17 protein-coding genes and 1 riboswitch are annotated in these 22,263 nt (G+C 67.0%); of the genes, 13 read left to right on the top strand and 4 right to left on the bottom strand.

Annotated features, from left to right (window positions below; all coding sequences use genetic code 11):
• Positions 1-8 precede the first annotated feature (8 nt).
• Positions 9-1,661, top strand: a complete 1,653-nt coding sequence (cydD, locus tag VGN74_RS10955; protein ID WP_327448092.1) for a thiol reductant ABC exporter subunit CydD — start codon at positions 9-11, stop codon at positions 1,659-1,661.
• The gene (locus VGN74_RS10950) at positions 1,658-3,340 is read left to right on the top strand and encodes an amino acid ABC transporter ATP-binding/permease protein (protein ID WP_327448090.1); all 1,683 of its coding nucleotides are present in this window, start codon (positions 1,658-1,660) and stop codon (positions 3,338-3,340) included. Before cydD ends, VGN74_RS10950 begins: the two co-directional genes overlap by 4 nt.
• A gap of 2 nt (positions 3,341-3,342) precedes the next feature.
• On the opposite strand, the gene VGN74_RS10945 is transcribed toward VGN74_RS10950, so the two are convergent.
• Positions 3,343-4,080, bottom strand: coding sequence for a helix-turn-helix domain-containing protein (locus tag VGN74_RS10945; RefSeq protein WP_327448088.1), 738 nt, complete (start codon positions 4,078-4,080; stop codon positions 3,343-3,345).
• Between the two features lie 321 nt (positions 4,081-4,401).
• Entirely contained in the window at positions 4,402-4,782 is a 381-nt protein-coding gene (locus tag VGN74_RS10940) for a cytochrome c (protein WP_327448086.1), read from the bottom strand.
• A 160-nt stretch (positions 4,783-4,942) separates the two neighbouring features.
• On the opposite strand from VGN74_RS10940, the gene VGN74_RS10935 reads away from it, so the two are divergent.
• The 10 genes from VGN74_RS10935 (at position 4,943) to VGN74_RS10890 (ending at position 14,586) form a co-directional block, all read left to right on the top strand.
• Positions 4,943-5,770: a universal stress protein gene (locus tag VGN74_RS10935; RefSeq protein WP_327448084.1), complete on the top strand. Its 828-nt coding sequence runs from the start codon at positions 4,943-4,945 to the stop codon at positions 5,768-5,770.
• Positions 5,771-5,875: 105 nt separating this feature from the next.
• The gene (locus VGN74_RS10930) at positions 5,876-6,343 is read left to right on the top strand and encodes a hypothetical protein (RefSeq protein WP_327448082.1); all 468 of its coding nucleotides are present in this window, start codon (positions 5,876-5,878) and stop codon (positions 6,341-6,343) included.
• 191 nt (positions 6,344-6,534) lie between these two features.
• Positions 6,535-8,454: a DUF6538 domain-containing protein gene (locus tag VGN74_RS10925; RefSeq protein ID WP_327448080.1), complete on the top strand. Its 1,920-nt coding sequence runs from the start codon at positions 6,535-6,537 to the stop codon at positions 8,452-8,454.
• Between the two features lie 443 nt (positions 8,455-8,897).
• Complete coding sequence (locus tag VGN74_RS10920; RefSeq protein ID WP_327448078.1) at positions 8,898-9,353, top strand: helix-turn-helix transcriptional regulator; 456 nt, start codon at positions 8,898-8,900, stop codon at positions 9,351-9,353.
• 212 nt (positions 9,354-9,565) lie between these two features.
• Positions 9,566-10,180: a hypothetical protein gene (locus VGN74_RS10915; RefSeq protein ID WP_327448076.1), complete on the top strand. Its 615-nt coding sequence runs from the start codon at positions 9,566-9,568 to the stop codon at positions 10,178-10,180.
• A gap of 509 nt (positions 10,181-10,689) precedes the next feature.
• Positions 10,690-10,794, top strand: a riboswitch (SAM-I-IV-variant riboswitch).
• Positions 10,795-10,843: 49 nt separating this feature from the next.
• Complete coding sequence (gene metK, locus VGN74_RS10910; protein ID WP_327448074.1) at positions 10,844-12,055, top strand: methionine adenosyltransferase; 1,212 nt, start codon at positions 10,844-10,846, stop codon at positions 12,053-12,055.
• Positions 12,052-12,531, top strand: a complete 480-nt coding sequence (locus tag VGN74_RS10905; RefSeq protein ID WP_327448072.1) for a DUF3293 domain-containing protein — start codon at positions 12,052-12,054, stop codon at positions 12,529-12,531. The genes metK and VGN74_RS10905 overlap by 4 nt, the downstream gene beginning before the upstream one ends.
• 74 nt (positions 12,532-12,605) lie before the next feature.
• Positions 12,606-13,307 carry an SOS response-associated peptidase gene (locus VGN74_RS10900; RefSeq protein ID WP_327448070.1) on the top strand — a complete coding sequence of 234 codons (702 nt, stop codon included), beginning with the start codon at positions 12,606-12,608 and terminating at the stop codon, positions 13,305-13,307.
• A complete protein-coding gene (locus tag VGN74_RS10895; protein WP_327448068.1) occupies positions 13,304-13,897 on the top strand; it encodes a hypothetical protein in 594 nt (197 codons plus the stop codon). Before VGN74_RS10900 ends, VGN74_RS10895 begins: the two co-directional genes overlap by 4 nt.
• A 113-nt stretch (positions 13,898-14,010) precedes the next feature.
• Positions 14,011-14,586 (top strand): hypothetical protein, encoded by a 576-nt coding sequence (locus VGN74_RS10890; RefSeq protein ID WP_327448066.1) that lies wholly within the window; start codon positions 14,011-14,013, stop codon positions 14,584-14,586.
• Positions 14,587-14,863: 277 nt separating this feature from the next.
• Here VGN74_RS10890 and VGN74_RS10885 read toward each other — a convergent pair whose 3' ends face one another.
• Complete coding sequence (locus VGN74_RS10885) at positions 14,864-19,678, bottom strand: DUF3320 domain-containing protein (RefSeq protein ID WP_327448064.1); 4,815 nt, start codon at positions 19,676-19,678, stop codon at positions 14,864-14,866.
• 406 nt (positions 19,679-20,084) lie between these two features.
• On the opposite strand from VGN74_RS10885, the gene VGN74_RS10880 reads away from it, so the two are divergent.
• Positions 20,085-20,657, top strand: a complete 573-nt coding sequence (locus tag VGN74_RS10880) for a recombinase family protein (RefSeq protein WP_327448063.1) — start codon at positions 20,085-20,087, stop codon at positions 20,655-20,657.
• 451 nt (positions 20,658-21,108) lie between these two features.
• On the opposite strand, the gene VGN74_RS10875 is transcribed toward VGN74_RS10880, so the two are convergent.
• The gene (locus VGN74_RS10875; RefSeq protein WP_327448062.1) at positions 21,109-22,206 is read right to left on the bottom strand and encodes an endonuclease NucS domain-containing protein; all 1,098 of its coding nucleotides are present in this window, start codon (positions 22,204-22,206) and stop codon (positions 21,109-21,111) included.
• Between the last annotated feature and the right edge of the window lie 57 nt (positions 22,207-22,263).

Here is a 22,263-nt window from a genome sequence, read left to right as displayed (position 1 = left end):
AAGGCGGCATGAGCGCGCCCTCCCTGAATGTCCCCCCCGACCTGCGCGTCGCCCGCGCCTGGCTGAAGACCGCCGCCGGGCCCCGGCGCGGACCGACCCGGCGCGCCCTCGCCCGGGCCGGGGCGCTGGTGGTGGCCGACACCGTGCCGGCCGTGCTGTTCGCCCTCGGCCTGGCCTGGGCGCTGGCCGCCTGGACCGGCGGCGTCGAGGCCATCCTGCCGGGCGCCGCCCTCGCCCTCGGCGCCCTCGTCGTCAGGGGCCTGCTGGCCCGCGCCGCCGTCATGGCCGGGGCCGGGGCCGCCGCCGGGGTCAAGCAGGGCCTGCGCGCCCGCGCCGTCGCCGGCCTGCTGTCCGGCCGCCCGGGCGCCCTGACCGCCGCCGCCGAGGGGGTCGAGGCCGTCGACGGCCACTACGCCCGCTTCGAGCCGGCCCGCCTCGCCGCCGCCGCCTCGCCGCTGATCCTGATCGCCGTGGTCGCCCTCGCCAGCCCGGTGGCGGCCGGCATCCTGCTGTTCACCCTCATCTCCTTCATCCTCGGCATGGCCCTGGCCGGGGTCGCCGCCGCCGGCGAGAGCCGCCGCCAGTTCGAGGCCCTGGCGCGCCTCTCGGGCCTCTTCCTCGACCGGGTCCGGGCCCTGCCGGCCATCCTCGCCTTCCAGGCCGAGGCGCGCATGGCCCAGGACGTCGCGCAGGCCGCCGGCGAGCTGTCGACCCGCACCGGCAAGGTGCTGCGCATCGCCTTCGTCTCCTCGGCCATCATCGAGTTCTTCGCCGCCCTGTCGGTGGCGCTGGTTGCGGTCTACTGCGGCTTCAACCTGCTGCGCCTGCTGCCCTTCCCGGTGCCGGAGACGCTGGACCTGGGCCGCGCCTTCTTCGCCCTCGCCCTCGCGCCCGAGGTCTACGCCCCGCTGCGCCGCCTCGCCGCCGCCTACCATGACCGCCAGGCCGCCGAGGCCGCCGTGCCGACCCTGTCGACCGCGCTGGCGGCCTCGCCGACCGACGCGCCCGCGTCCCTCATCGCCCCCGCCGTCACCGACCTGCCGCGCACCCGCCCGCCGGCGATCCGCTTCGAGCAGGTGGCCATCGCCTACGGCGAGGCGCCGCCGGTCATCTCCGGCTTCGACCTCGACATCCGGCCGGGCCAGATCGTCGCCCTGACCGGGGCCAGCGGCGCCGGCAAGAGCAGCCTGCTGCACGCCCTGCTGGGCCTCGCCCCTGTAGTGTCCGGCCGCATCCTGATCGACGGCGAGCCCCTGTCCGCGCGCGCCTGCCTCGCCGGCCTCGCCGCCTGGGCCGGCCAGGCCCCGGTGGTCCTGCCGGGCACCCTGGCGGAGAACATCCAGGTCGCGGACCGTGGTGCCAGCCGCCGCCGGGTCATGGCCGCCGCCGCCGGGGCCGGCCTGCACGGCGACCTCGACCGGCCGCTCGACGAGCGGGGCGGCGGCCTGTCCGGCGGCGAGATCCGCCGCCTCGGCCTCGCCCGCGCCCTGCTCAAGCCCGCGCCGATCCTGCTGCTGGACGAGCCCACGGCCAACCTCGACCGCGAGTCCGAGGCGGCGCTGATCGAGACCCTGCGCCAGGCCGCCGAGGGCCGCACCACCCTGATCGCCACCCATTCGGCCGCCGTGGCCGCCATGGCCGACCGCGTGGTGCGGCTGTGAGCGCCCGCTTCGACGTCCGCGCCGAGGTCGCCGCCGAGGGCCGGCGCGAGGCCCTGCGCCTGCGCCTCGCGCTCGGCATGGGCGCGCTGGTCACCGCCGCCGCCGTGGCCCTGCTCGGCCTGTCCGGCTGGTTCATCACCGCCGCCGCCCTCGCCGGGGCCGCCGGCGTCGCCACCGCCGCCGCCTTCAACTATCTGGTGCCCAGCGCCGCGATCCGGCTGTTCGCCATTCTCCGCACCGGGGCCCGCTACGTCGAGCGCGTGGCGGGGCACGAGGCGGCGCTGAACGCCGTCGCCCGGCTGCGGCCGCAGCTGTTCCTGGCCCTGACCCGTCGCCCGCCGGAGGCCGCGCTCGGCCTCTCCGCCGGCCAGGCGTCCGCCCGCCTGGTGGAGGACGTCGAGGCGCTGCAGACCCTCTACATCCGCCGCCCGGCCCCGTTCGCCCTGATCGCCGGCGCCGGCCTGTCGGTCAGCCTCGCGGCCGTGGCCCATCCCTTCGCCGCCGCCGCCGTCGCCGCCGTCATGGGCGCCGCCGTGCTCGGCCTGCTCGTCCTCGGCCGCCGCCTCGGTCCGGCCGGCGCCGCGGTGCAGGCGGCCACGGGGGCGCTCAAGACCCGGCTCGCCGTGGTCGCCGCCGCCGCGCCCGAGCTGCGCGCCTATGGCCTCGAGACCTGGGCCGCGGACGAGACCGCCGCGGTGGCCGCCCGTCTCGATGACGCCCGCCGCGCCCAGGCGCGGGCCGAAGGCGCCGTGGTGGCCTGGCAGACGGTCGCCACCGGCCTCGCCGCCGTCGGCGGCCTCGTCGGCGCCACCCTCGGCGGCGCGGCCCTGCCGCTGGCCGCCCTGTCGGCCCTCGTCGGCGTGACCGGGGTCGAGGCCGCCGCGGCCCTGGCCCAGGCCGTCCTGCAACGCGGCGCAGCCGAGGCCGGTCTCGACCGGCTGCAGGCCCTGGCCGATCCGGGCGGCGAGCGCGATCCGGGCGATCCGACCCTGCGCCCGGCCGGGGCGACCCTCGCCCTCGACGGCTTCGACCTGGAGGCGCGGCCGCCGGTCCGCCTCGCCCTCGTCGGCCCCTCCGGCTGCGGCAAGACCTCCTGGGTCGAGCGGCTGCTGGGCCTGCGCCCGCCCCTCGACGGCGAGCACGCCCTCGGCGGCGTGGCCCGCGAGCGCCTGACCCGTCAGGCCGGCCTCGACCTGTTCGCCTACGCCGCCCAGGACGTCCGGCTGCTGGACGGCACGGTGCGCGAGAACCTGGCGCTGGCCGACCCGACCGCCTCGGACACCGCCCTGTGGGTGGCGCTGGAGGACGCCGGCCTGGCCGCCCGTTTCCGCGCCGCGCCCCTCGGGCTCGACACCCCGGTCGGGCTGAATGGCGGCGCCCTGTCCGGCGGCGAGCGCCGCCGCCTCGGCCTCGCCCGCGCCTATCTGCGCCGCGCGCCCTGGCTGGTGCTGGACGAGCCGACCGAGGGCCTCGACCGCGACACGGAACGTCTGGTCCTGACCCGTCTCGACCAGCGCCTGCGGGAACGCGGTCAGGGCCTGATCCTGATCACCCACAGCCCGGCCGCGGCCCGGCTGTGTGAGCAGGTCGCCACCGTCTGCGGGCGCAACGCCGGCGGTCGGCTGGCAGTGTCGCTGCGGACCGTGGCCCGGGCCACGCCGGACCGGTCGCCGGCCTGACCCTACGCCTCGCCCTCGGCGAGGGCGCGCAGCCGCTCCGGCCGCTCGATGCGCAGCTCGTTGAGCGACAGCAGCCGGACCACGCCGGCGGTCTTCAGCTTCGTCAGCACCCGGCTGACGGTTTCGATCGTCAGGCCGAGATAGTCGGCGATCTCGGTGCGGGTCATCGGCAGCCGCACGATCCCGTCCGGAGCCTCGCGCAGCGGATCGTGCGACGGCAGGTCCAGCAGGAAGGAGGCGATCCGCTCCTGCGCCGTCTTGCGGCCCAGCAGCAGCATCTGGTTCTGCGCCGCCGCCAGCTCGTGCCGCGCCCGGTCAAACAGGGCCCGCTCGAGGTCCGGGGTCTCGCGCACCAGCGCCTGGTACTCGGTGCGACGGAAGCGGCAGGCGGTGCTGGGTTCGATCGCCTCCGCGGTGAAGGCGTGCCGGTCGCCGGCGGCGAGGCCGAGGAAGTCCCCGGCGAACAGGAAGCCGGTGATCTGGCGGCGGCCGTCGGCCAGCAGCTTGTAGACCCGCACCGAGCCGCTGGTGATGTTGAACAGCTGGTCGGCGGCGTCGCCCTCATGCACCAGCGTCTGGCCGGGCGCATAGCTCATGCCCTCGGCCAGGGCGTCGAGCTTCAGCAGATCCTCCTGGCCCAGGGCGCCGCAGACCGAGTGCGGGCGCGCGCCGCAGGTGGCGCAGGCGGAGTCGCTGCGGCGGCTGGCGCAGCTGGGCGGGAGCGTCTTGAGCTCGAGCATGGCGAAGTCCTCGAAGCCGGTGCCGCCACCCTAACCGCGGATGCGTCGGTCCGCCACCCGGCTTGACCTGCATCAAGGCGCCGGGCCCGCGGGCGGCGCATCTTCAGCGTCACAGACACAGGAGGCTCCCATGCCCGTTCCCGCTGACGCCGTCCCCGTCCTGATCGCCGTCGTGGCCTACTTCGCCACCTTCATGGTGGTGGTCGGCGGCGTGCTCGTCTGGACCCGCGGCCCCGCCGGCCAGAAGTAGAGCTCCCGCCCCCGGAGCCGTCGTCGCCCGCCGCCCCTCCCTGGCGGGCGACGACGTGCGGGCGACCTGCCCTACAGCGTCTCGAGATAGGCGATCAGGTCGCGGATCTCGTCCGGCTCGAAGGCGAACTCCGGCATCCCCGGGTGCGCCGTCACCAGCCCCTCGGCCAGCCCCTCCTGCAGGTTCGCCACCGGATAATTCTCCGACAGCCGCCGGAACGGCGGGGCGTCCGGATTGGGGCTGTCGCCCATCCGCTCCACCGCGTGGCAGGAGGCGCACTGCGCCTGGGCCAGGGCCGCGCCGCGGGCCACGGATCCACCCATCGACCCGCCCATCGACCCGGCCTGCGTTTCGCCGCCGCGGACCGGCCCGTCCATGGCGCAGCCCGCCAGCATCAGCCCCGCGGCGCTGCCGGCCAGTCCCGCGACAAGTCGCTTCCGGATCGCTCGCATGCCGGTCTCCTCCATGATGGTCAGGGCCGGCAGAATGAACGCCCGGCCGCCTTGCGGCTTTGACGGGGATCAAGGCGCGTCGCGACCGGTCTGTCCAGAGTGACCCTCACCCTTGCGGCCCGTCCCGGGCCGACGGCGCATGACAGGAGGCCCGATCGCCATGGACTGGACATCCCTGATGGTGGTGCTCGACGCCGGGCCTGACAGCGCGGCGCGACTGGCCCTGGCCGTGGACCTGGCGCGCGCCTTCGACGCCCGACTGATCGGCGTGGCCGGCCTTGTCAGCACCCCGCCGATCCTGACCGATCCCTACTTCGGCGGCGGCCTGTCCGCCGAGGTGCTGGAGACCTTCCGCAATCTGGCCGACGAGGAACTGGCGAGCCTGTCGGTCGCCTTCGCCGAGGCCACGGCCGGCCTCAAGACCGAATGGCGCGGCCAGATCGGCCACCCGGCCGATGTCGTCACCCGCGAGAGTCGCGCCGCCGACGTCATCGTCATGGGGCGCCGCAGCCCCCTGTGCGACAGCCGCGCGCCGGATCCGGGCGATGTCCTGCTCGCCGCCGGCCGACCGGTGCTGGTCGTGCCGCCCCGGCCCGCCCGGTCGCCGCTCGGCGCCCCCGCCGTGCTGGCCTGGAGCGAGCAGGCCGAGGCGCGCCGCGCCGCCGCCCTCGCCCTGCCCCTGCTGGCCCGCGCCGGACGCGTCGCCGTCACCTCGGTCGTCAGCGAGCGGGATCCCGGTCCCGACCAGTGGGCCCCCGTCTGCGACGTGGCCGACTGGCTCTGCCGCCACGGCCTGACCGCCGAGGCCGAGGTCCGCTCCAGCCTGCAGGAGGTGGCCGACGAGCTGCTCGACGCCGCCGCCCAGGCCGGCGCCGGCCTGATCGTCGCCGGCGGCTATGGCCACGCCCGGCTGCGCGAACAGATCCTCGGCGGCGTCACCCGCGCCCTGCTGGCCGAGGGCGACGTCTGCGTGCTGCTGGCCCATTGATCGCGCGCCTCACATTGCGAATGCGATTGACTCGCAACTAAGCGCCCCGCATCCTCCGGGGGCTCGCCAAGGTCCGGCGAGTCGTCCTTCGAGGCCCGCGCCGCCATGACGCCCGATCCCGCCCTGCCCTGCCGCCTGTCGGCGCTGGCCCCGGCCGACCACGCCCTGCTGCTGGCCCTGCGCGCCGTGGTCACCGGCCATGACGCCTCGCCGGTGCTCGCCGCCCGCCTGCGCCACCTCTGCGGCGGCGACGCCGGCCCCCTGCTGCGGCAGGTCCGCACCCTCGTCGGCCAGATCGCCCTGCGCGGCCGGCGCGAGGTCCGCATCGCCCCGCTCGGCGTCATCAGCCTGACCCGCGACGAGCAGCAGCTGCTCGCCACCCTCGCCGCCGCCCGCCTGGAGCGCCCCGACCTGCTGACCGCCCGCCTGCGCTACCTCCTCGGCCGCGAGCCGGACGCGATGATCATGGCGAGCCTGCGCGAGGTCGGCGGCGCCCCGGACGCCCTGGCCCCGCACGCGCCCGCCACACCCCGGCCGGCGGGCGCCCGCTCGCGCGGCGGCGCCCCCGCGTGATCCGGGGCCAAACAAGCAATTGATCTGGAAAGGAAAATGGCGCGCCCGGAACGACGAGAGCCGGTGGCATTTCCAAGCGCCGCTTAAAGCCAGGACCAGCAACAAGTTGCTGATTTACAGTCCAAAATGAAAATTGACGGTTGCGTTTCCCGATGTAAATCCCGCTGGAAATCTGAAGCAGGATCGACGTCGTGGGTCGGAAGAGACAGACCGAAAACAGCCGCCTCGGCGAGCACCTCCAGCGCAGGTCCGGCGGCATCATCGAGCTGCGGTTTCCGATCCCCCCTGATGTGCGGCATGCCTTCCCGAACGCCAGGGGAGCACCGCGGGCGCTCTTCATTCAATCCATGGGGACGACAGACGTTCGGCTAGCCAACGATCGCGCCGATCCGATCCGCGCCGACATCAAGCAGAGGATCGCCCGAGCGCGAAGCGCCACATCAGGCGATGCACTCGCCGAGTATCTCAGGTGGCTCTATCGCTATGAGACCTCGAAGCTCGGCTCAGCCACGCCGAAGGTGACCGCGGAAGCGGCACGCCGCCGCGCAATGTTCGGACTGGATGAGGACGAAGGGGCCGAGGTCGTTCCTCACCCGTCAGGCGGTCTTGCGGCGCGACTGAGAGCCGGGATGCCGAGGCAGATCAGGGAGGACATGGAGGCCGGCCTGGAAAGGTGGCATGGCGCAACCCTGTTCACCACTGATCCAGAAAAACAGGTCGCAGTCGCCGGGTGGGCTGCCGACTTCTTCTTCGAGCAAACCATCGGCACGCCTCCCGCCGCCGACACGCCGGCATATCGGGAGGTTCTCGATGAGTGTCTTGCCGTCCTTCAGGACGCCCAGACAAGAAAGGTCGATGTCCGGGAAGGCTTGGAGCCGGGAAAGCCGCTGCACCCCGCCCTGAATGAGGCCCAGGTCTCCACCGATGGAAACGAGGCCCTGACCGCTGAGGGGCGACTGACCGTTCGCGACTACTATGAGCGCGTATTCGAGCCGACGCTGACAAAGGACGGCAAGCGCATCGGCGAACGCTCACTGCCAGAGAGGGCCTTCGCGATCGAGAGGTTCATCGACCTGCAGGGCAACAAGCGCCTCTATCAGATCACCAAAAGCGACATCTGGGAGTTTCACGACAAGCTGTTGCGCCTGCCCAAGACTTCCGAACTCAAGGATGGATGGCGGCAAAAGCCTGCCTCGGAGGTGCTGAGGGCCGTGGATAGCGGACTCAAGCTCGGCGAGCCGATGAGTCCGAAGACCGTCAACAAGAGCCTCACAGCCATTTCGACCATGCTCCGGTATGCCGAGAAGCGGCGTCACATAAAGCTGAACGTCGCGTTCGGCGTGAGGGCCGAGGTGCAGGACGACGAGGAGCCGGGACGGCCCTTCGAGGCTGCCGAGCTGAATCGCATCTTCCAGCAGCCCATGTTCACCGGCTCAATGGTGGGAGCCGAGAAGCGGGGGCGGATCAAGGCTGGGCCTGTCGTCGTCCGCGATGATGCGTTCTGGATTCCGGTGGTTCTCTTCCTCACGGGAGCGAGGGCGTCGGAGATCGTTGGACTGCACTGCGACGACGTGGTGGTGGACTGCGAAGTTCCCCACTTTCTGATCGTTGAGAACGAATATCGCCGGCTGAAGAATCCGCAGTCGGAGCGGATGGTGCCGATGCATCGCTATCTCATTGAGGCGGGATTTCTAACGTTCGCCGCAGATCGAAAGAAAGCTGGAGGCAGGTTCTTCCCCGCGGCGAAGCAGGAGTTCACACGGGATCGGCGAACCGGCGCGATGGTCCCGAAGTCGCTTGCGAACAGCCCCCTCATGAGACAGTTCAACCGCACGGTCCTCAAGCGGGCGAACGCCACGGAAAACCGGGGGTCCGTAAAGTGCTTCCGAAACACGTTCGAGGAGGAAGCTTTCAACCACATCCGGGACGAGGAGATTCGCCTCCGTCTGACCGGGAGAACGATCAAGAACTCTTCGAAGGTCTACAAGCGGCGCATCCCGACCGACCCTGAGGGGCGTTTGTTGCGGCTTCGGACGCTGAAGGACGCGATCGACCAGATGACGTTCGACAAGGTGGACATCTCCCGCATCCGGGGAATCCGGAAGTCCTAGGGTTATCGCCACCTATCTGGACCCTGGTCCCCAGTTCATCGGGCTCGTTTGTCCGGCGGCCTTATACTTTGGCGGCCCGGGACGGGTATAAGCACTCCGGCGTCTCGCCGGGGGCCGAACACAAGCCATATCGATTATCGATATATTTGGCCCCAGCTTTCAGGGTTGCCCTTATAGTTTCCCGTCACCCCGCCCAAAGCGAGTCATGGCCGGACGACGCTCCGGGGCGGGCAAGCGGCGATCCGAACCGATCCTAACGCCCGGCCTTCCGGTTCCTGCCAACGGCTTCGCGCTAAAGCGTCCAGGCGGTGGTTCGCGACGTCCTTGAGCGCTCAACGAGCGGCCCGGGCGAAAGGGTATAAGCATCGGATTTCCCACGCATTTGCCAAGATACCTCCCGGCGTCGGGCGACTAGGTTCTCTCCATCCACAGAGGAGAAACCAATGACCAACCGACTACCCCCGCACACCCTGATCGTGACCTTCCTGCACGACCGGCTGAAGAAGCGAAGCCTCTCGCTTCATGACCTCGTCGAGCTGCTCGACCCGATCCCGGAGAAGCGTATTCAGGACTGGTTCAAGGGTCACGCGGCCCCGGAGCCGACCGAACTCATGCCGCTGGCCGAGGCCCTCCAGGTCTCGCCGGTCGAGCTCACCTGCGGCTGGCTGATCGATCAGGCCCCGCATCTGGAGAGCCTGATCCGACAGCGGGCGCTGGACCGGATGCCCTCCCGCTTCCCGCGCTCCGACGATGACGACCTCCGGGCGCCCAGTCCCCGCCCGAGGCTGGACGTCGAGGACCCGTTCGATGTCCGCGTCCCCGGGACGCCCACCACACCTTCCGAGCATGGACCTGTGAGGAAGGCCGCCCCGGGCTCAGGGAAGCCCGTGGAGCCGTAAGGCGGGCCAGGAGTCACCGGACAGCAGGCGGGACGACTTGCCCGCCTGCGAGCCCCTCAGGGGCATCCTCGGGGCGGTGGCTTCGCGTGCCTCCCGCTGCATCCCCCACTGACGAGCGCGGCCAGCGGGGCTGGCGTTGAAATTCCGAGGGATTTGGGCTATGATTACGATCTTATTCAACAAACGCCTTCGAGGTGCCCCGGACCCGTTTCATGTCCTCTGCCAGATCGCTGCGTCACGCATACGCAGAGCTGTTGATCAACCAAGCTGAGGACCGGAACGCGACACACTGGGGTGTCCTGAAAATCGGCTATCTCGGACGGCCCGGCGTCTGCCTTCAGCGAGACCTGATTAAACCGCTCGGCATCCTGTTGCGCGCCTACGCGCAGGACCGGCACGATCTGCCAAAGCGCCGGCGACCGTCGCTGACGGACATGCCCCCCCTTGTCGGCGTGGTGGAGCGCTACGACAAGGCAGGCAACTTCGACCCCCACCTGAACTTCTTCATCGCCCTGAAGCCGGACGAGGAGCCTCGCTTCCGCGGCTTCCTCAGGCTGCGCTTCGGTCGCGACGCAACGAAGGGCGCCGATCGGCTCCGAGCCACCGCCTATGCGCCCGGGACTGACCGGCGCTGGCGACACCTCGACTGCGAGGAACAGGTCCCGAACCTGAAGCTGGCCCCGCGGCCTGTGCTTCAGCGCGGAATGGTCGAGCCGTCATTCGATCTTCAGACCCTGCATTCTGACTGGAAGCGGGCTGCCGACTATTCCGTGAAGCAGTCCGCCACCGACACCATCGTGACCGAAGCCGACCTGTTCAGCGCCTGACGAAATCCGCGAAACCACGACAACAGACCAAACAAAAAAACTTCAAACGCTCAAACGTCTCACCGCACCAACGCTCCACGACAAAGCCGACAGACCGACAAAACGAGAAAACGAGAAAACAAATCCCTGCCGCCCAAGAGGCGTCGGGCGCGGAGCTCGGGCTCCGGCGTTGCAGGGTTGGGTACAGCGTGGCCGTGTCTACGGCTGCCCACCGGACATAACAGGAGTAGCGCCATCGCCAGGCGCGCAGCTCCGGCCCACGCGGGCAGGAAGCCAGAAAGAGGCAGGCGACCAAGCTGCAGCTTGGAACTGGTCATGACGTCCAATGGGGTCGGGATGCGCAGCCCGACCCCAATGGTGAAGTATTGCCTGAAGACCACCGAACGAGGGAAAGCGTGTCAAGAAAATGAGCCGGTGATCCAAAGAATGATGACCTCACACCACTCTGCGAAAGATCCCCGGCGGCATCTCATAGTTCTTGACGCCGGGTCCCCCAGCCTTCATCCATGCTCCCACATCAAGAGAGCGGTCGCAGTGATCGTCGCCAACCTGCCTTCCCGGGCAAGGTGGCTCCCGAAAGGGGATGTGGCCGACCGGCAATGATACGGGCTTTCGGACACACGCTTCGTTTGGGCCTCCTTGGTGTTCAAAGGAGCGCCTTGCATGAACCGCATCTCGATTGGTCGCCTCGCCCCGGTCACGGGTCTTTTCACGTCGGAGAGTGTCAGCGACGGCCATCCGGATAAGATCGCTGACCAGCTGTCAGATGCCGTGCTCGATGCCGCCCTTGCTCTGGACCCTACGGCACGGGTGGCGGTGGAGGCGGGCATCAAGGGCTCCTCAGTCTGGCTCTTTGGTGAGCTGAGCGGCCATGGCCTCGACTTGGATTTTGAGGAGATCGTCCGGGACGTCTTGATCTCGATTGGTCACGGTGGCGACCGTTGGGGCCTCGATGTGAATGCGTTGGACGTCAGGACCTCCATCTCCCGCCAGTCCGAAGAAATCCGCACCGGTGTTGATGGCGGAACCGATACGGGTGCCGGGGATCAGGGGATGATGTTCGGATACGCCACGCGCGAGACGCCCGAGCGTTTGCCGACGCCGATCGCTCTTGCCCACCGGCTCATCCGTCGTCAGCGGGAGGTCAGGGACCGACTCGGCCTTCTCGGGCCAGACGCAAAGGCCCAGGTCAGCGCGCGGTATGAGAATGGGCGAGCTGTCGGCCTCCAGACCATCGTCCTTTCCAGCCAGCATGTTCCAGAGCTTTCTCTGGCGCAGGTCCGAGAGCTTCTGCGGGAGGAAGTCGTCCGGCCCGTTCTCGGCGAGGCCGCCGCTGGCGTCGAGCTCCTGCTCAATCCCGTCGGGACATTTATCGAGGGTGGTCCCGTAGCGGACGCCGGCCTGACCGGGCGCAAGATTATCGCCGACACCTACGGCGGCTTTGCACGCCATGGGGGCGGGGCCTTCTCCGGCAAGGACGGCACCAAGGTCGATCGTTCCGGAGCCTATGCCGCTCGTCAGTTGGCATTGAGCCTCCTGGAAGCACACCAGGCTGACGCCTGTGAGGTCCGGCTGGCCTATGCGATCGGAGTTGCCGAACCGGTCGCCATACATCTCGATCTTGCAGGTGGTGGCGGCTCACTGATCAGTGATGAGAGCCAAGCTCGGCTGCTTGGGTCGCTTCGGCCCAGATCAATCATCGAGCGGCTCGGGCTGGAAGCGCCGGGCTTCCGGGCTACCGCCAGCTTCGGCCACTTCGGTCGCGACAAATTCACTTGGGAGAGACCGGAAGTGGAGGCGCTGCTCGGCGTGGATAAATCTCGCACCTATGGCTTCTCCCCCGGTGGTCAGAACGTCGAGGAGGCAGCGCGATGACCGAGTTTGCGCCCGCCCTGATGGATCAAGGGAATGGGGATGGCGTGCTCATCGCTCGGAGTCTCATCGCGGCCTATGAGGCCGCGCATTACGGTGCCGACCTACCCTCCGGGCGCATGGCCCTTGAGATCGGGAAGCCGTGTCCGCCCACCGATGCGCTTCCTGTCGGAACACGGTTGGCCGTCGTCACGGCCTGGAACCCCTTCAGCAATGTGCTGAGCGACACCGAGAATGCATCCCGGCATGAAGCGCTGGTTGAGGCTATCTATGTTGCTCGCTTGGCCTGGTATCCAGCTTCTGGAGGTGATCCAGCCGGCGAGTGGGAGCCCGAGATCAGCGCCGCCGTCGTTGACCCGTCTGATGAGCTGCTAGACCAATGGATGATCCGGTTCGGCCAGAATGCGGTGGTCGTGGCCGTTGTGGGCGGTCTAGCGCAGCTGCGGCTGCACCCTTGGGCGGTCATCGTCGATGGATGAATCCTGGCACAGGGAATAGTGGATTGGGCTCCGGCCTTCTCGACTCTCCCTCCTCCCCATGATCCCGTCCGGCCATGTGCAACCTCTACAGCCTCCGCAAAGGTCCGGCGGCGATCCTCGATCTGGCGCGGGCCATGCAGTCCGACGTCGGAAACCTTGAGCCTCGGGACATCTACCCTGACTATCCGGCCCCCATCGTGCGCCAGGACGAGAACGGCGACCGGGTCCTGACCCTCGCCCGTTGGGGGATGCCCTCGTCCCAGAAGGCCCTGCTCGACGCCGCCACAAAACGTGCCGACAAGCTCCGGGCCAAGGGCAAGGAGGTGGACTTCGCCGAGCTCCTGAAGATGGAGCCCGACGCCGGGACGACCAATGTCCGCAACACCACGAGCGCCCACTGGAAGCCCTGGCTGACCCCGGAGCATCGTTGTCTCGTGCCCTTCACCGCCTTCAGCGAGCCGGGCCGCGACGCCGAGGGCCGCTATCGTCCGGTCTGGTTCCGAATGGCCGGGAATGATCCCGAGCCCCTGGCCTTCTTCGCGGGCATCCACGTCCGGGGCTGGGAGGGGGTGCGCAAGATCAAGACGGGTTGGGAGACCGCCGACCTGTTCGCCTTCCTGACGACCGAGCCCAACGCCGAGGTCGGCGCGGTCCACCCCAAGGCCATGCCGGTGGTCCTCAACGACCCGGAAGAACTGGAGGTCTGGATGCGCGCGCCGTGGGATGAGGCGAAGGCGTTGCAGAGGCCGTTGGCAGGAGGGAGTCTCGCATCATGATCCTCGGCAGTTTCCCCAAAGTCACACTCATTGATTATGCTAACGACAAGCCCACGCGGGCTCAGTCGATCTTCCACACGGCAACATCGTTCCACTTCTCTGCCGCTAGGACCAGCGAGCGCATCACCTTTGAAGGTGGCTACCTTTCACCACTAGCCCCCTCCATAGCGAACTACGCAATCGCAACCGAACTGTATGTAAAGAGCATGCTGCAGGTGCGCGGCTTGTCTATGAAATCACATTCACTTAACGTTCTTTTTCTTCGTCTGGATCGCGGCGTTCAATCCAAAACAAGGGAAAATTTGACCCTCTTTAAAGGGGTTAGTGAGTCTGACTTCATAAAGGCAATTCAAGAAATATCATCGGCATTTGTTGACTGGAGATACATACACGAGCTTGCCCCCGGAAAAAGAATATACACTTCCGCGCTAATCGACTTCTGTGTGGCGCTCTACCGGACTGCCGCAGACGCGAATCAATGGGAGGCTTCACATCACATGCGCCCCTTTCTGGAGCGAGCGCCTTCTGAGTATGAGGTCGCCGAATGCTGGGGCGATGGCCGGTTCACACGCGTTCGAGTCCAGCCTTAGGCTGGGCGTGGTTCCTTTTATGTTCTTGACGCCGCTGCCCCCGTCGCTACCACTCCCTCCGGGTCGGTCAGGTTCTGGAGGCGTCTCGCGTTGCGGGACCGGGCTGCCGACGCATGGGTCACAACATCAGCCGCGCCCGACAGGAGGCGCAGGCCGAACGCCAGCGGCTCGCACGTCTCGCGCAGCATGTGGTGCTGGGCTGGCGGCTTGAGCTGTCCCCGGAGCGGATCGTCCCCACCCCCGACCTGCTGGGGGCGCTCCAGAGGGGCCAGAAGCTCCTCTACAGATGCGAGCGACCGGATTGCGGGCGGCGGGTCGAGCCGGACCTCGATGGCCTCGTGCGGGCCGGGCACGGCCACCAGACGCCGGGGTGGCTCACCCACCTCCTCCAGTGCCGCCACCCGCTCGGGTGCCGCCTGAAGCTCTCCGCAGAGACCTACCCCCAGGGCGTCCCGCTGGTCGGCTACCTATGTGATCCCGAGGCGCTGATCGCCCTCAGATGCGAGGGCTGCGGCCTGACGCTGACCCGGGGCGTCGAGGAGACGATCGCGCGCCTGATCGCCACCCGACGAGGGGATGGCGCGACCGGGGTTCTGGAGCTCGGCCAGCGGGTGCGGGGGCCGTGCCGGAGGTGCCAGGGGCGGCGCTTCGCCTCGGCGGTGGTGTGGGCGTCAGGGCGAACGGGGTGAGCGAGTTCGTCCACGTCGAAGAGCGCATTGGCGCAGTGTCGGCCTCCCGCATGGAGACTTGGGTCCGCTTGCGACCCGAAGTGGACGCCCGACGCAGCCTGTGGATGGCTTCAGCTAGGCGCCATGAGCGGACGTCAGGCCTAAGCGACCTTCAGACGTTCCGCTTGAGCCTAAACCGCCCATCCGGACATTCGGTTCGCCCAATTCGGCCATGCTCGTCATCCGCGCCGGCGTGAGCGAGACCTCTGACAGGGCATAAGGCGGGGCCATCGCTCGCTTAATCCACGAGCCGTAGCCTACCCAAGTGGTCCGCCTCAACGGCGTCGGTAAGTCTCGCATTGATGGCGGCGCGGACGGCAACGTCTATGTCCTTGCCGACGCGGGCGAAGCCAAGGAGACGTGCCGTTTCCACGACCAGGTCGTCCTCGCTCAGGGCGAGGCTCTCGCGAAGTGCGTGCAGGCAGGCGGCGGCGATTTCGATCGGGCTGATCATCTCGATTTTTCGAACCCATGCAGTGGCGACGATGCCGGATCGATCCCGGGGGACCACGTCCTGGTCATCCGCAACGAACCAGAAGTCACCGTCCCGGACCACGTCACCTTTCCGCTTCGCGGCGAGCAGTCCAGCGTAGGCGCGCTCCTGAATGACCGAGCCGGCCCGCTGCCAGCCACAACACGCGGCCAGTCGTCTTCCAACTTCCTCGGAGTGGATGGGCTGCTCGACCTCGACGATCTTCGTCACCCAATAGGCAAGTTGGCCTTCGGACAGCTCCTGCGGCTTGATCGGGGTCGACCGCACATTGAAGTCCGCGAACTCATAAGGAGCCAGGCCATGGGTCCTAGGCCCCAGCTCCATCTCGGACTGGTCGGGCATGACCCAAGCGCTGGGTTCTTCAGCCATAGACGAAGGCGGGTCGTAAGACCGCGCATTCTCCGCGAGCGGACGCCCGCTGATCGCCGCCTCTATGGACGCCTGGAGTTTTCCGATCTCGCGGTCCCGCCGATAAAACCAGTCGGTGGACCAGATGCGGTGGATCTTCCAGCCACGCTTTTCGAGGATCGCCTGACGAAGGCGGTCCCGGTCACGGGCATACTGCGACGAATGGTAGGCCGCTCCGTCGCACTCGATGCCCAGGAGGTAACGATCGGGATCACGGGGATCCAGCACCGCCAGATCAATGAAGAACCCAGCCATGCCGACCTGAGGACGGCAGTCGTAGCCTAGATCACGGACCGCGTAGGCAACAGCCTCCTCGAAGTCGCTATCGAACCCTCTCTGTGTGTCCTCGGCATATGCGGCGTAACCATCCTTCGCGAGCTTGAGGAACTCCTTCAAGGCCCGGACGCCGGGTTTGCCGATCCCGTCGAACTTTATGTCCTCCGCCACCAGCGACGAAAACACCTCGCAGCGCTTGCGGGAGCGCGTGATCAGGACGTTGAGGCGCCGCTCCCCGCCGTCTCGCCCCACGGGGCCGAAATTCTGCGTGAGCTTGCCGTTCGCATCGCGCCCATAGCCAATGGAGATGTAGATCACATCGCGCTCGTCACCCTGGATGTTCTCCAGGTTCTTGACGAAGACGGGCTCCCGCCCCGCCTTCCCCTTCATGAACTCGTCCAGTTCGGGGTGCTTCCGAGCGAGATCATCGAGCCGATCGCGGATGCAATCGCGTTGGGCGACAGAGAAGGTCCCGATGCCCAAAGTCAGTTCGGGGCACTCCCGACTATGTCGGAGGACCGCATGGGCGACGTCCTCGGCCTCCCGCTCGTTTCGAGCCGTTCGTCCGCGCTCATAGTGGCCTTCAGCTGTCTGATGGAACAGTAACCCGGTCTTGCCATCGTTCGCCTTCGCGATGACTGACGGCGGGAGCATCAGGTCGCCGTGGTAGAAGTTGCGGTTTGACGTTGCGATCAACGACGGATGTTCGCTGCGGTAGTGCCAACGCAGCATCCGTTGCGGGAAGCGCGAGCAGAGATTGAGGATGCTCTCGACGTCCTTCACGGCTGCGCGGCGCCCCTCGCCTTCCTCCAGCTCATCATCTTCGTCCGGACCGTCATCATTGACCATCCGGTTGAAGAAGTTGGTTGGGGGCAGCTGCTTGTCATCGCCCACCACGACGAGCTGCTTGCACCTGGCAATCGCTCCCAAGGCGTCCTCTGGGCGCACCTGACTGGCCTCGTCGATTACGAGAAGATCGAACTCTATAAGCCCGGGCTTCAGATACTGCGCGACCGAAAGCGGACTCATCATGAAGACGGGCTTGAACCGCTGGATGGCTTCGCCCGCTTCGATCATCAGCTTGCGGACGGGCTTCAGGTTTCGCGATTTGCGGGTTTCGTCCAACAACACCCCAACAGCCCCTGAGCTGCCAGTAGGGTGCCGGTCAATGTGGGCCCGGGCTACCTCATCTGACGCAATGCGGATCCGATCAACGTCCGCGCGACGGAAGCGCCCGACCACTCTATCAAGCTCATCGCCTTGAATGTTCTCGATACCCGGATCGTTCGCGCGCAGTTCCGTCCACATCGCTTCGTAGGCCGCGAGCAAGAGCGTGGATTGGACTTGGGAGGCGGTAACCGAACCGATGAAGATCTGCTGCGCGAGTTCCGGGCAGCCGATCGAACGGAGCCATTCGAGGTCGTCTCGGATCGGGGGCCACTGCACGATGTCGGAGAAGGCATCCGTCCAGCGCCGCGTCAGCGCGACAAGGTCGTCAGGAGTGCTGACTCCCGGCGACTTGCCATCCAGCGCGAGAGCTTCGTCCAGCTGCACTTCCTGAACGACCAGACCTATTGCCGTAACGGCCTCTTGGAGAGCGCGCTCCAGTTCAGATGCAAGCTGCCTAGCTTCGTCCTGATCGATCAAGCTCGACGGCTTTCTGACGTCGATGTCGCCTGGCAGCGCCATAGCCTTTTCGATCCAGGCGACAAAGGTCGCCAGCATCTCCCAGTCGCTGTCTTCTCCCCGCCATAGAGGGGTCAGCACTTGGCCCAGGGCGCTTGTGTGGACATCCAGCTGGCTGCGCAGGTTCTGCGCATCAATCAGGTCATCGAGCCTGGTCAGGCGGACCTCGTGCGCCTTAACCAGGTCACCGACCCAGACGCCCCGTAGCTGAGCTACAGCATCCCGATACTCACTCGAGAAAATGCGGAAGAGCGACCGCCCGTGGCCGGCAATAGTCCGGCGAACGCCTACCCAGTCCGAGCCCCAAGCGTCGTTCCTGAACGTCGAAGAGAGATCACGTCTCAGAACGGCAAGGCGCCTGCCGCAGTCTATCGCCGCCTTGATCTGCGAGACCGACTTCTCGACTGCGGTGCTGATCAGGAGTTCGTCGATACCTGCCGGACGGCCTCCAATGTGCCTGAGAGCGACCACCCAAGTGCGCAACTGGTCCGTCCCTCGGGGTCCGCTGTGAGCGAGAGTCGCGTTCGCCTTCTCAACCAAGGCATGAAGCATGAGCGACGCGGTGTGAGCTTCGTCAACCTTGGGCTTCAGGCGTTCCTGCTCGAGCATGTCGGGGACGCTGGTGCCGACGCCCCTCCATGGATGGGAACATGGCGTTCCTGCTAAAGCCAGTCGGTCGCCAAACTGGCCAGCGCGGCGCTCCGCCGCCTCCAGGTCAAAGGGAGTCCATTTCGACGCCTGCGGGAACCGAAAGGCCGGGGCCGCCGTCCCCTTAGCCTTCAACAGGCTCATGCGACCCAGCAAGTCGAAAGCAGACAGGCCTCGACCTGCAGCATGTAGTCGATCCGCATGGGCGCGTAGTGAGATCTGGGACTCAACCAGCTGGTCGAAAATCGACGACGACCAAGAGGGTGGCGAGGGTGCGTTGCGTCCCTGCTTGATCTGGTCGAGAACTTGGGTCTTGGACGACTTCCGGCTGTGAAGCTCGAGGCATATTGGTGCCAGCTTCCGTTCCGCAAGGCGGTCGTGAACCACCTCGAGAGCGGCCATTTTCTCCGCGATGAACAGGACCCGCTTCCCAGCATGGACAGCGCCGGCGATTATGTTCGTAATTGTCTGTGACTTCCCGGTTCCCGGAGGCCCCTGAATGACCAAGTTCTTGCCGCTCATCGCCTCCTGGATCGCTATGGCCTGAGAACCGTCAGCGTCGGTGACGTGAACCAGCTGGGCGGGTGGGAAGACTTCGTCGATCCGGTCTTCCGGCCCTACCAGTGGAGTGTCCTCAAGTGGCGCGCTGTCATCATCCCGAAGGAGGATCGTCTTCAGCAGATCGCTAGCCAGCAGCGCATCCGGGTTCGGCCAGTTCTCCGGATCCAGATCTCGCCAGAGCAGGAACTTCGCGAACGAGAAGAACCCGAGGACGATCTCGTTGGGGTGGACCTTCCAGCCCTGTCGGTCGCCGATCGCCTCTCGCACCTGGGCCATATACTCCGATGGCTTCCACTCGTCGGCTTCAGGTATGTTGGGAAGATCGACACCAAACTGCTCTTTCAGCCAAGCCTGCAGGCTGACGTTTGTGATCAGGTCTTCGTCGCGGATGCGCAGCCTGAAGCGGTCCTTCGCGCCATCGCGCTGAAGCTCCACCGGCAGGAGGACTAGCGGCGCGAAACGGGAGATCTCCGATTGCTTGGCCTCCCTCCACTCAAGGAAGCCGATTGCGAGGAACAGGACATTGACGCCTTGCTCCTCCTCTAGCGTTTGCCCTTCGTAGAAGAGGCTCAGCAGCCGCTTTTGGAGCCCCTCGGGGCTCATTTTGGTCTGGAGCTTTGTGTCGGTATGACGACTCGCCGAACCTGTCGCCGTCTCCTCCTCAACTTCTGACGGCACCCAGGTTTGATCGCCATCATCTTCTTCAGAAGCAGACAGACCTGAAGCAGAGAAGGTCATCGCCTTGCCCGACCGGAGCATGGCGAAGGCTTCATCCCCCAGCTCATCAAACACCCTCACCTGTCGGGCTCGCGAAGAAACAAGCGGCGTGCTGATCAGCTTGTTGCGCAACGAGCGGTCCAACAACCGATCGCGCGCAGCAGCCAACGCCTTCATTAGAGACGTCGACTTCAGAGAAGCCTGACCGTCCCCGACCGTCGCGGCATCTTCGGCAAGTTCGGTCAGTTCGATCGTGTTGGTCATTCAGCGCGCCCAAGCCCCCTAGTCCGCAGGTTCACCCTGCGACTTTGAGAACCTACACGACAACCGCTGGTGACGAGTAGTCTCCTCAAGCGGAGGGTGGGCCGCTCCGAGGTTGGGCGGTTTACACCGCTCTTGACGCCGCCGATCGTCACAAGGACTGGCGTCAGGGCGATTTCGTTAGAGTACATCAGCTTGGGCAGCCGACGGTGCCCAAAGCAGACCATCCGACCTTCCCGGAAGAGCCCTCAGCGGGCAAGCGGACAGACTGCTTCCAAGCCCTGCCCGCCCATCGGGATCGAAACCGACCGATTTCGATACGCCCGCCGGATGTGTATCGAAAAATAGCTAGACGCCTGTTTCGATCCGATCCATATTCCGATATGGGTTTTCGATACGAGATCAGGCTATGAGCCGCACCTTCGCATACTGCCGCGTCAGCACCGCCGACCAGACGCCCGACAATCAGGTGCGGGAGATCGAGGCCGCCGGGTTCACGGTGGCGGCGACACGCATCGTGCAGGAAACCATCTCCGGGTCCGTGGCCGCCATGGAGCGCCCCCAGTTCGCCCGGCTCGTGGATCGACTGGAGGCAGGGGACGTCCTGCTCGTCACCAAGCTGGATCGCCTCGGTCGGAACGCCATGGACGTCCGGGGAACGGTCGAGCGTCTGGCCGCCGCGGGCGTGCGCGTCCATTGCCTCGCCCTGGGGGGCGTCGATCTGACCAGCCCCGCCGGAAAGATGACCATGGGCGTCATCGCCGCCGTGGCCGAGTTCGAGCGCGACCTCCTGATCGAGCGGACCCAATCCGGACTGAAGCGCGCAAGGGAACAAGGGAGGAAGCTAGGCCGACCGTCCGTCCTGACACCGGCCCAACAGGAGGAAGTGCGAGCGAAGCGGGCGGCGGGAGTGTCGCTCGGCGCGCTTGCGAAGGCGTATGGGGTGACCAAATCGGCGGTGCAGAGGGCGGAGAAGCGATGAGCTTGGGGACCGCGGCGGCCATCGGCAAATCGACCTCGGCTTCTAACGTCCTCGAGAACACGCCACCGGCGCGCGCCTGTCCGCGATCCCACGGCGCCTAGCGGCTTTGCCACCGCGTTTGCACCCGGACGGCCATGTCCGGTGGATGAGAGTGGCGTCAAGGAGAGGAAATCGTTGGATTGAGGACGCCGCGCGTTGGATCGCGGACGGCGTCACGTGGGGTCGCGGACGGCGTCTCGTGGAATTGCGGACGATGCTGACCATGCCATCCACCGCCGTGATGCCCCTTATCTCCGGGCGAAGATGCCTACTTCCCTCTTCTGTCCGAGAAAGCACGCGAGAAGGCTGCCCCAGGCACCCGACTTGAACGATTTCCCCTATCAGCCAGCTTGGCCGAGCCGCCCCCCTTCGAGGCTCGAACCTATGGATCGTGCGTTCAAGGACGCTGGCCTTATCCAGCGATGGCCCACCGCTCCTTCAGCCGCTCAACGGTGGTGCGCCACTTGGGCGTGGTGGGCTTGCAGACGGTGTTCTGGTTGCCGAACAGCCCGAGCTCGTTGACAGCCTCGTCGAGCGGCACCGTGTGCTGCCAGCGGACCGGGACGAATACCTCGGCGCGGTCGGCGTCCTCGACGCAGTCGCGGTGGTAATCGCCTTCCCGCAGCACCTCATAGACAGGCCGCTCGCCCGCCGCCGTGACCAGCCTGAAACTGGCTGCGGGCTCCGCCGGCCCCAGCACCTCGCCGACCCCCACGAAGCCATGGCCGGGCACTTTCACCCAGATGCGATCCCCGGGACTCAGGAGGTTGAGGGTGTTGCTATACCAGGCCCCGCCACCGGCGCTGATGAAGCCGAAACGGCGCTCCTCGTCCCACGATCTCCGCGCCTTGCCGAGCCCGAACGAGGCGTAGAACTCCCCATTCCACGGCTCGCTCTCGCGCTGGCTGCGCGGCTTGGGACCGGTCGAGGCGCTGACCTGGGTGTGGACCGGGTCCATCAGCCAGGCGCGGCTCAAAAGCTGGCCGCCTTCGTGATCGAAGACCTGGAAGCACAGGACATTGATCGCGATGTCGCGCTTGTTGAGATAGGCGACGATCCGCTCGCTGCTGTCATCGAGCGAAGCGGCCACGATCACGATCTGATGACTGCTGTTCAACGCTTCCTCGTCCAGCGCCTGGCCGAAACGGGCGAGGAAATCCTCGGCGAGGTCGCGCTCGCCCGAGAAGCGACGGTAGATGGCGTTGATGTCCTGCGGCTCCAGCCCCTCGACCCAGACCGCATAGTCCAATGCCTGGGCTACGACCTCCCGCGGCGTGCGATCCCGCTTCAGCTCGATTAGCACCAGCGCCCCGTCGGGCGCGATGGCGAGCAGGTCGATGAAGCCGCCCGAGAGGGTGCGCTCCTGCCTGCCAATCAACATCCACTCATCGGACAACAGGCGCGGTGCGGCGACGATCATGTCCTCCAGCGCGCGCTCGCTGGGCAGTCGACCTTCGACCAGCTGTGTCGGACGGCCACTGACGGTCCAGATGGCGTTACGGATGGGCATCAAGCGAGCCTTTACGTACCTTGCGCCCCAACGTCCTGCCGGAGACTGCGATCATGT

Origin of the sequence: Brevundimonas sp. (assembly GCF_035998205.1) — a bacterium.
Classification (GTDB): Bacteria; Pseudomonadota; Alphaproteobacteria; order Caulobacterales; family Caulobacteraceae; genus Brevundimonas.
The sequence above is the reverse complement of the archived record's forward strand: the minus strand, read 5'-3'. Positions and strand labels throughout refer to the sequence as shown.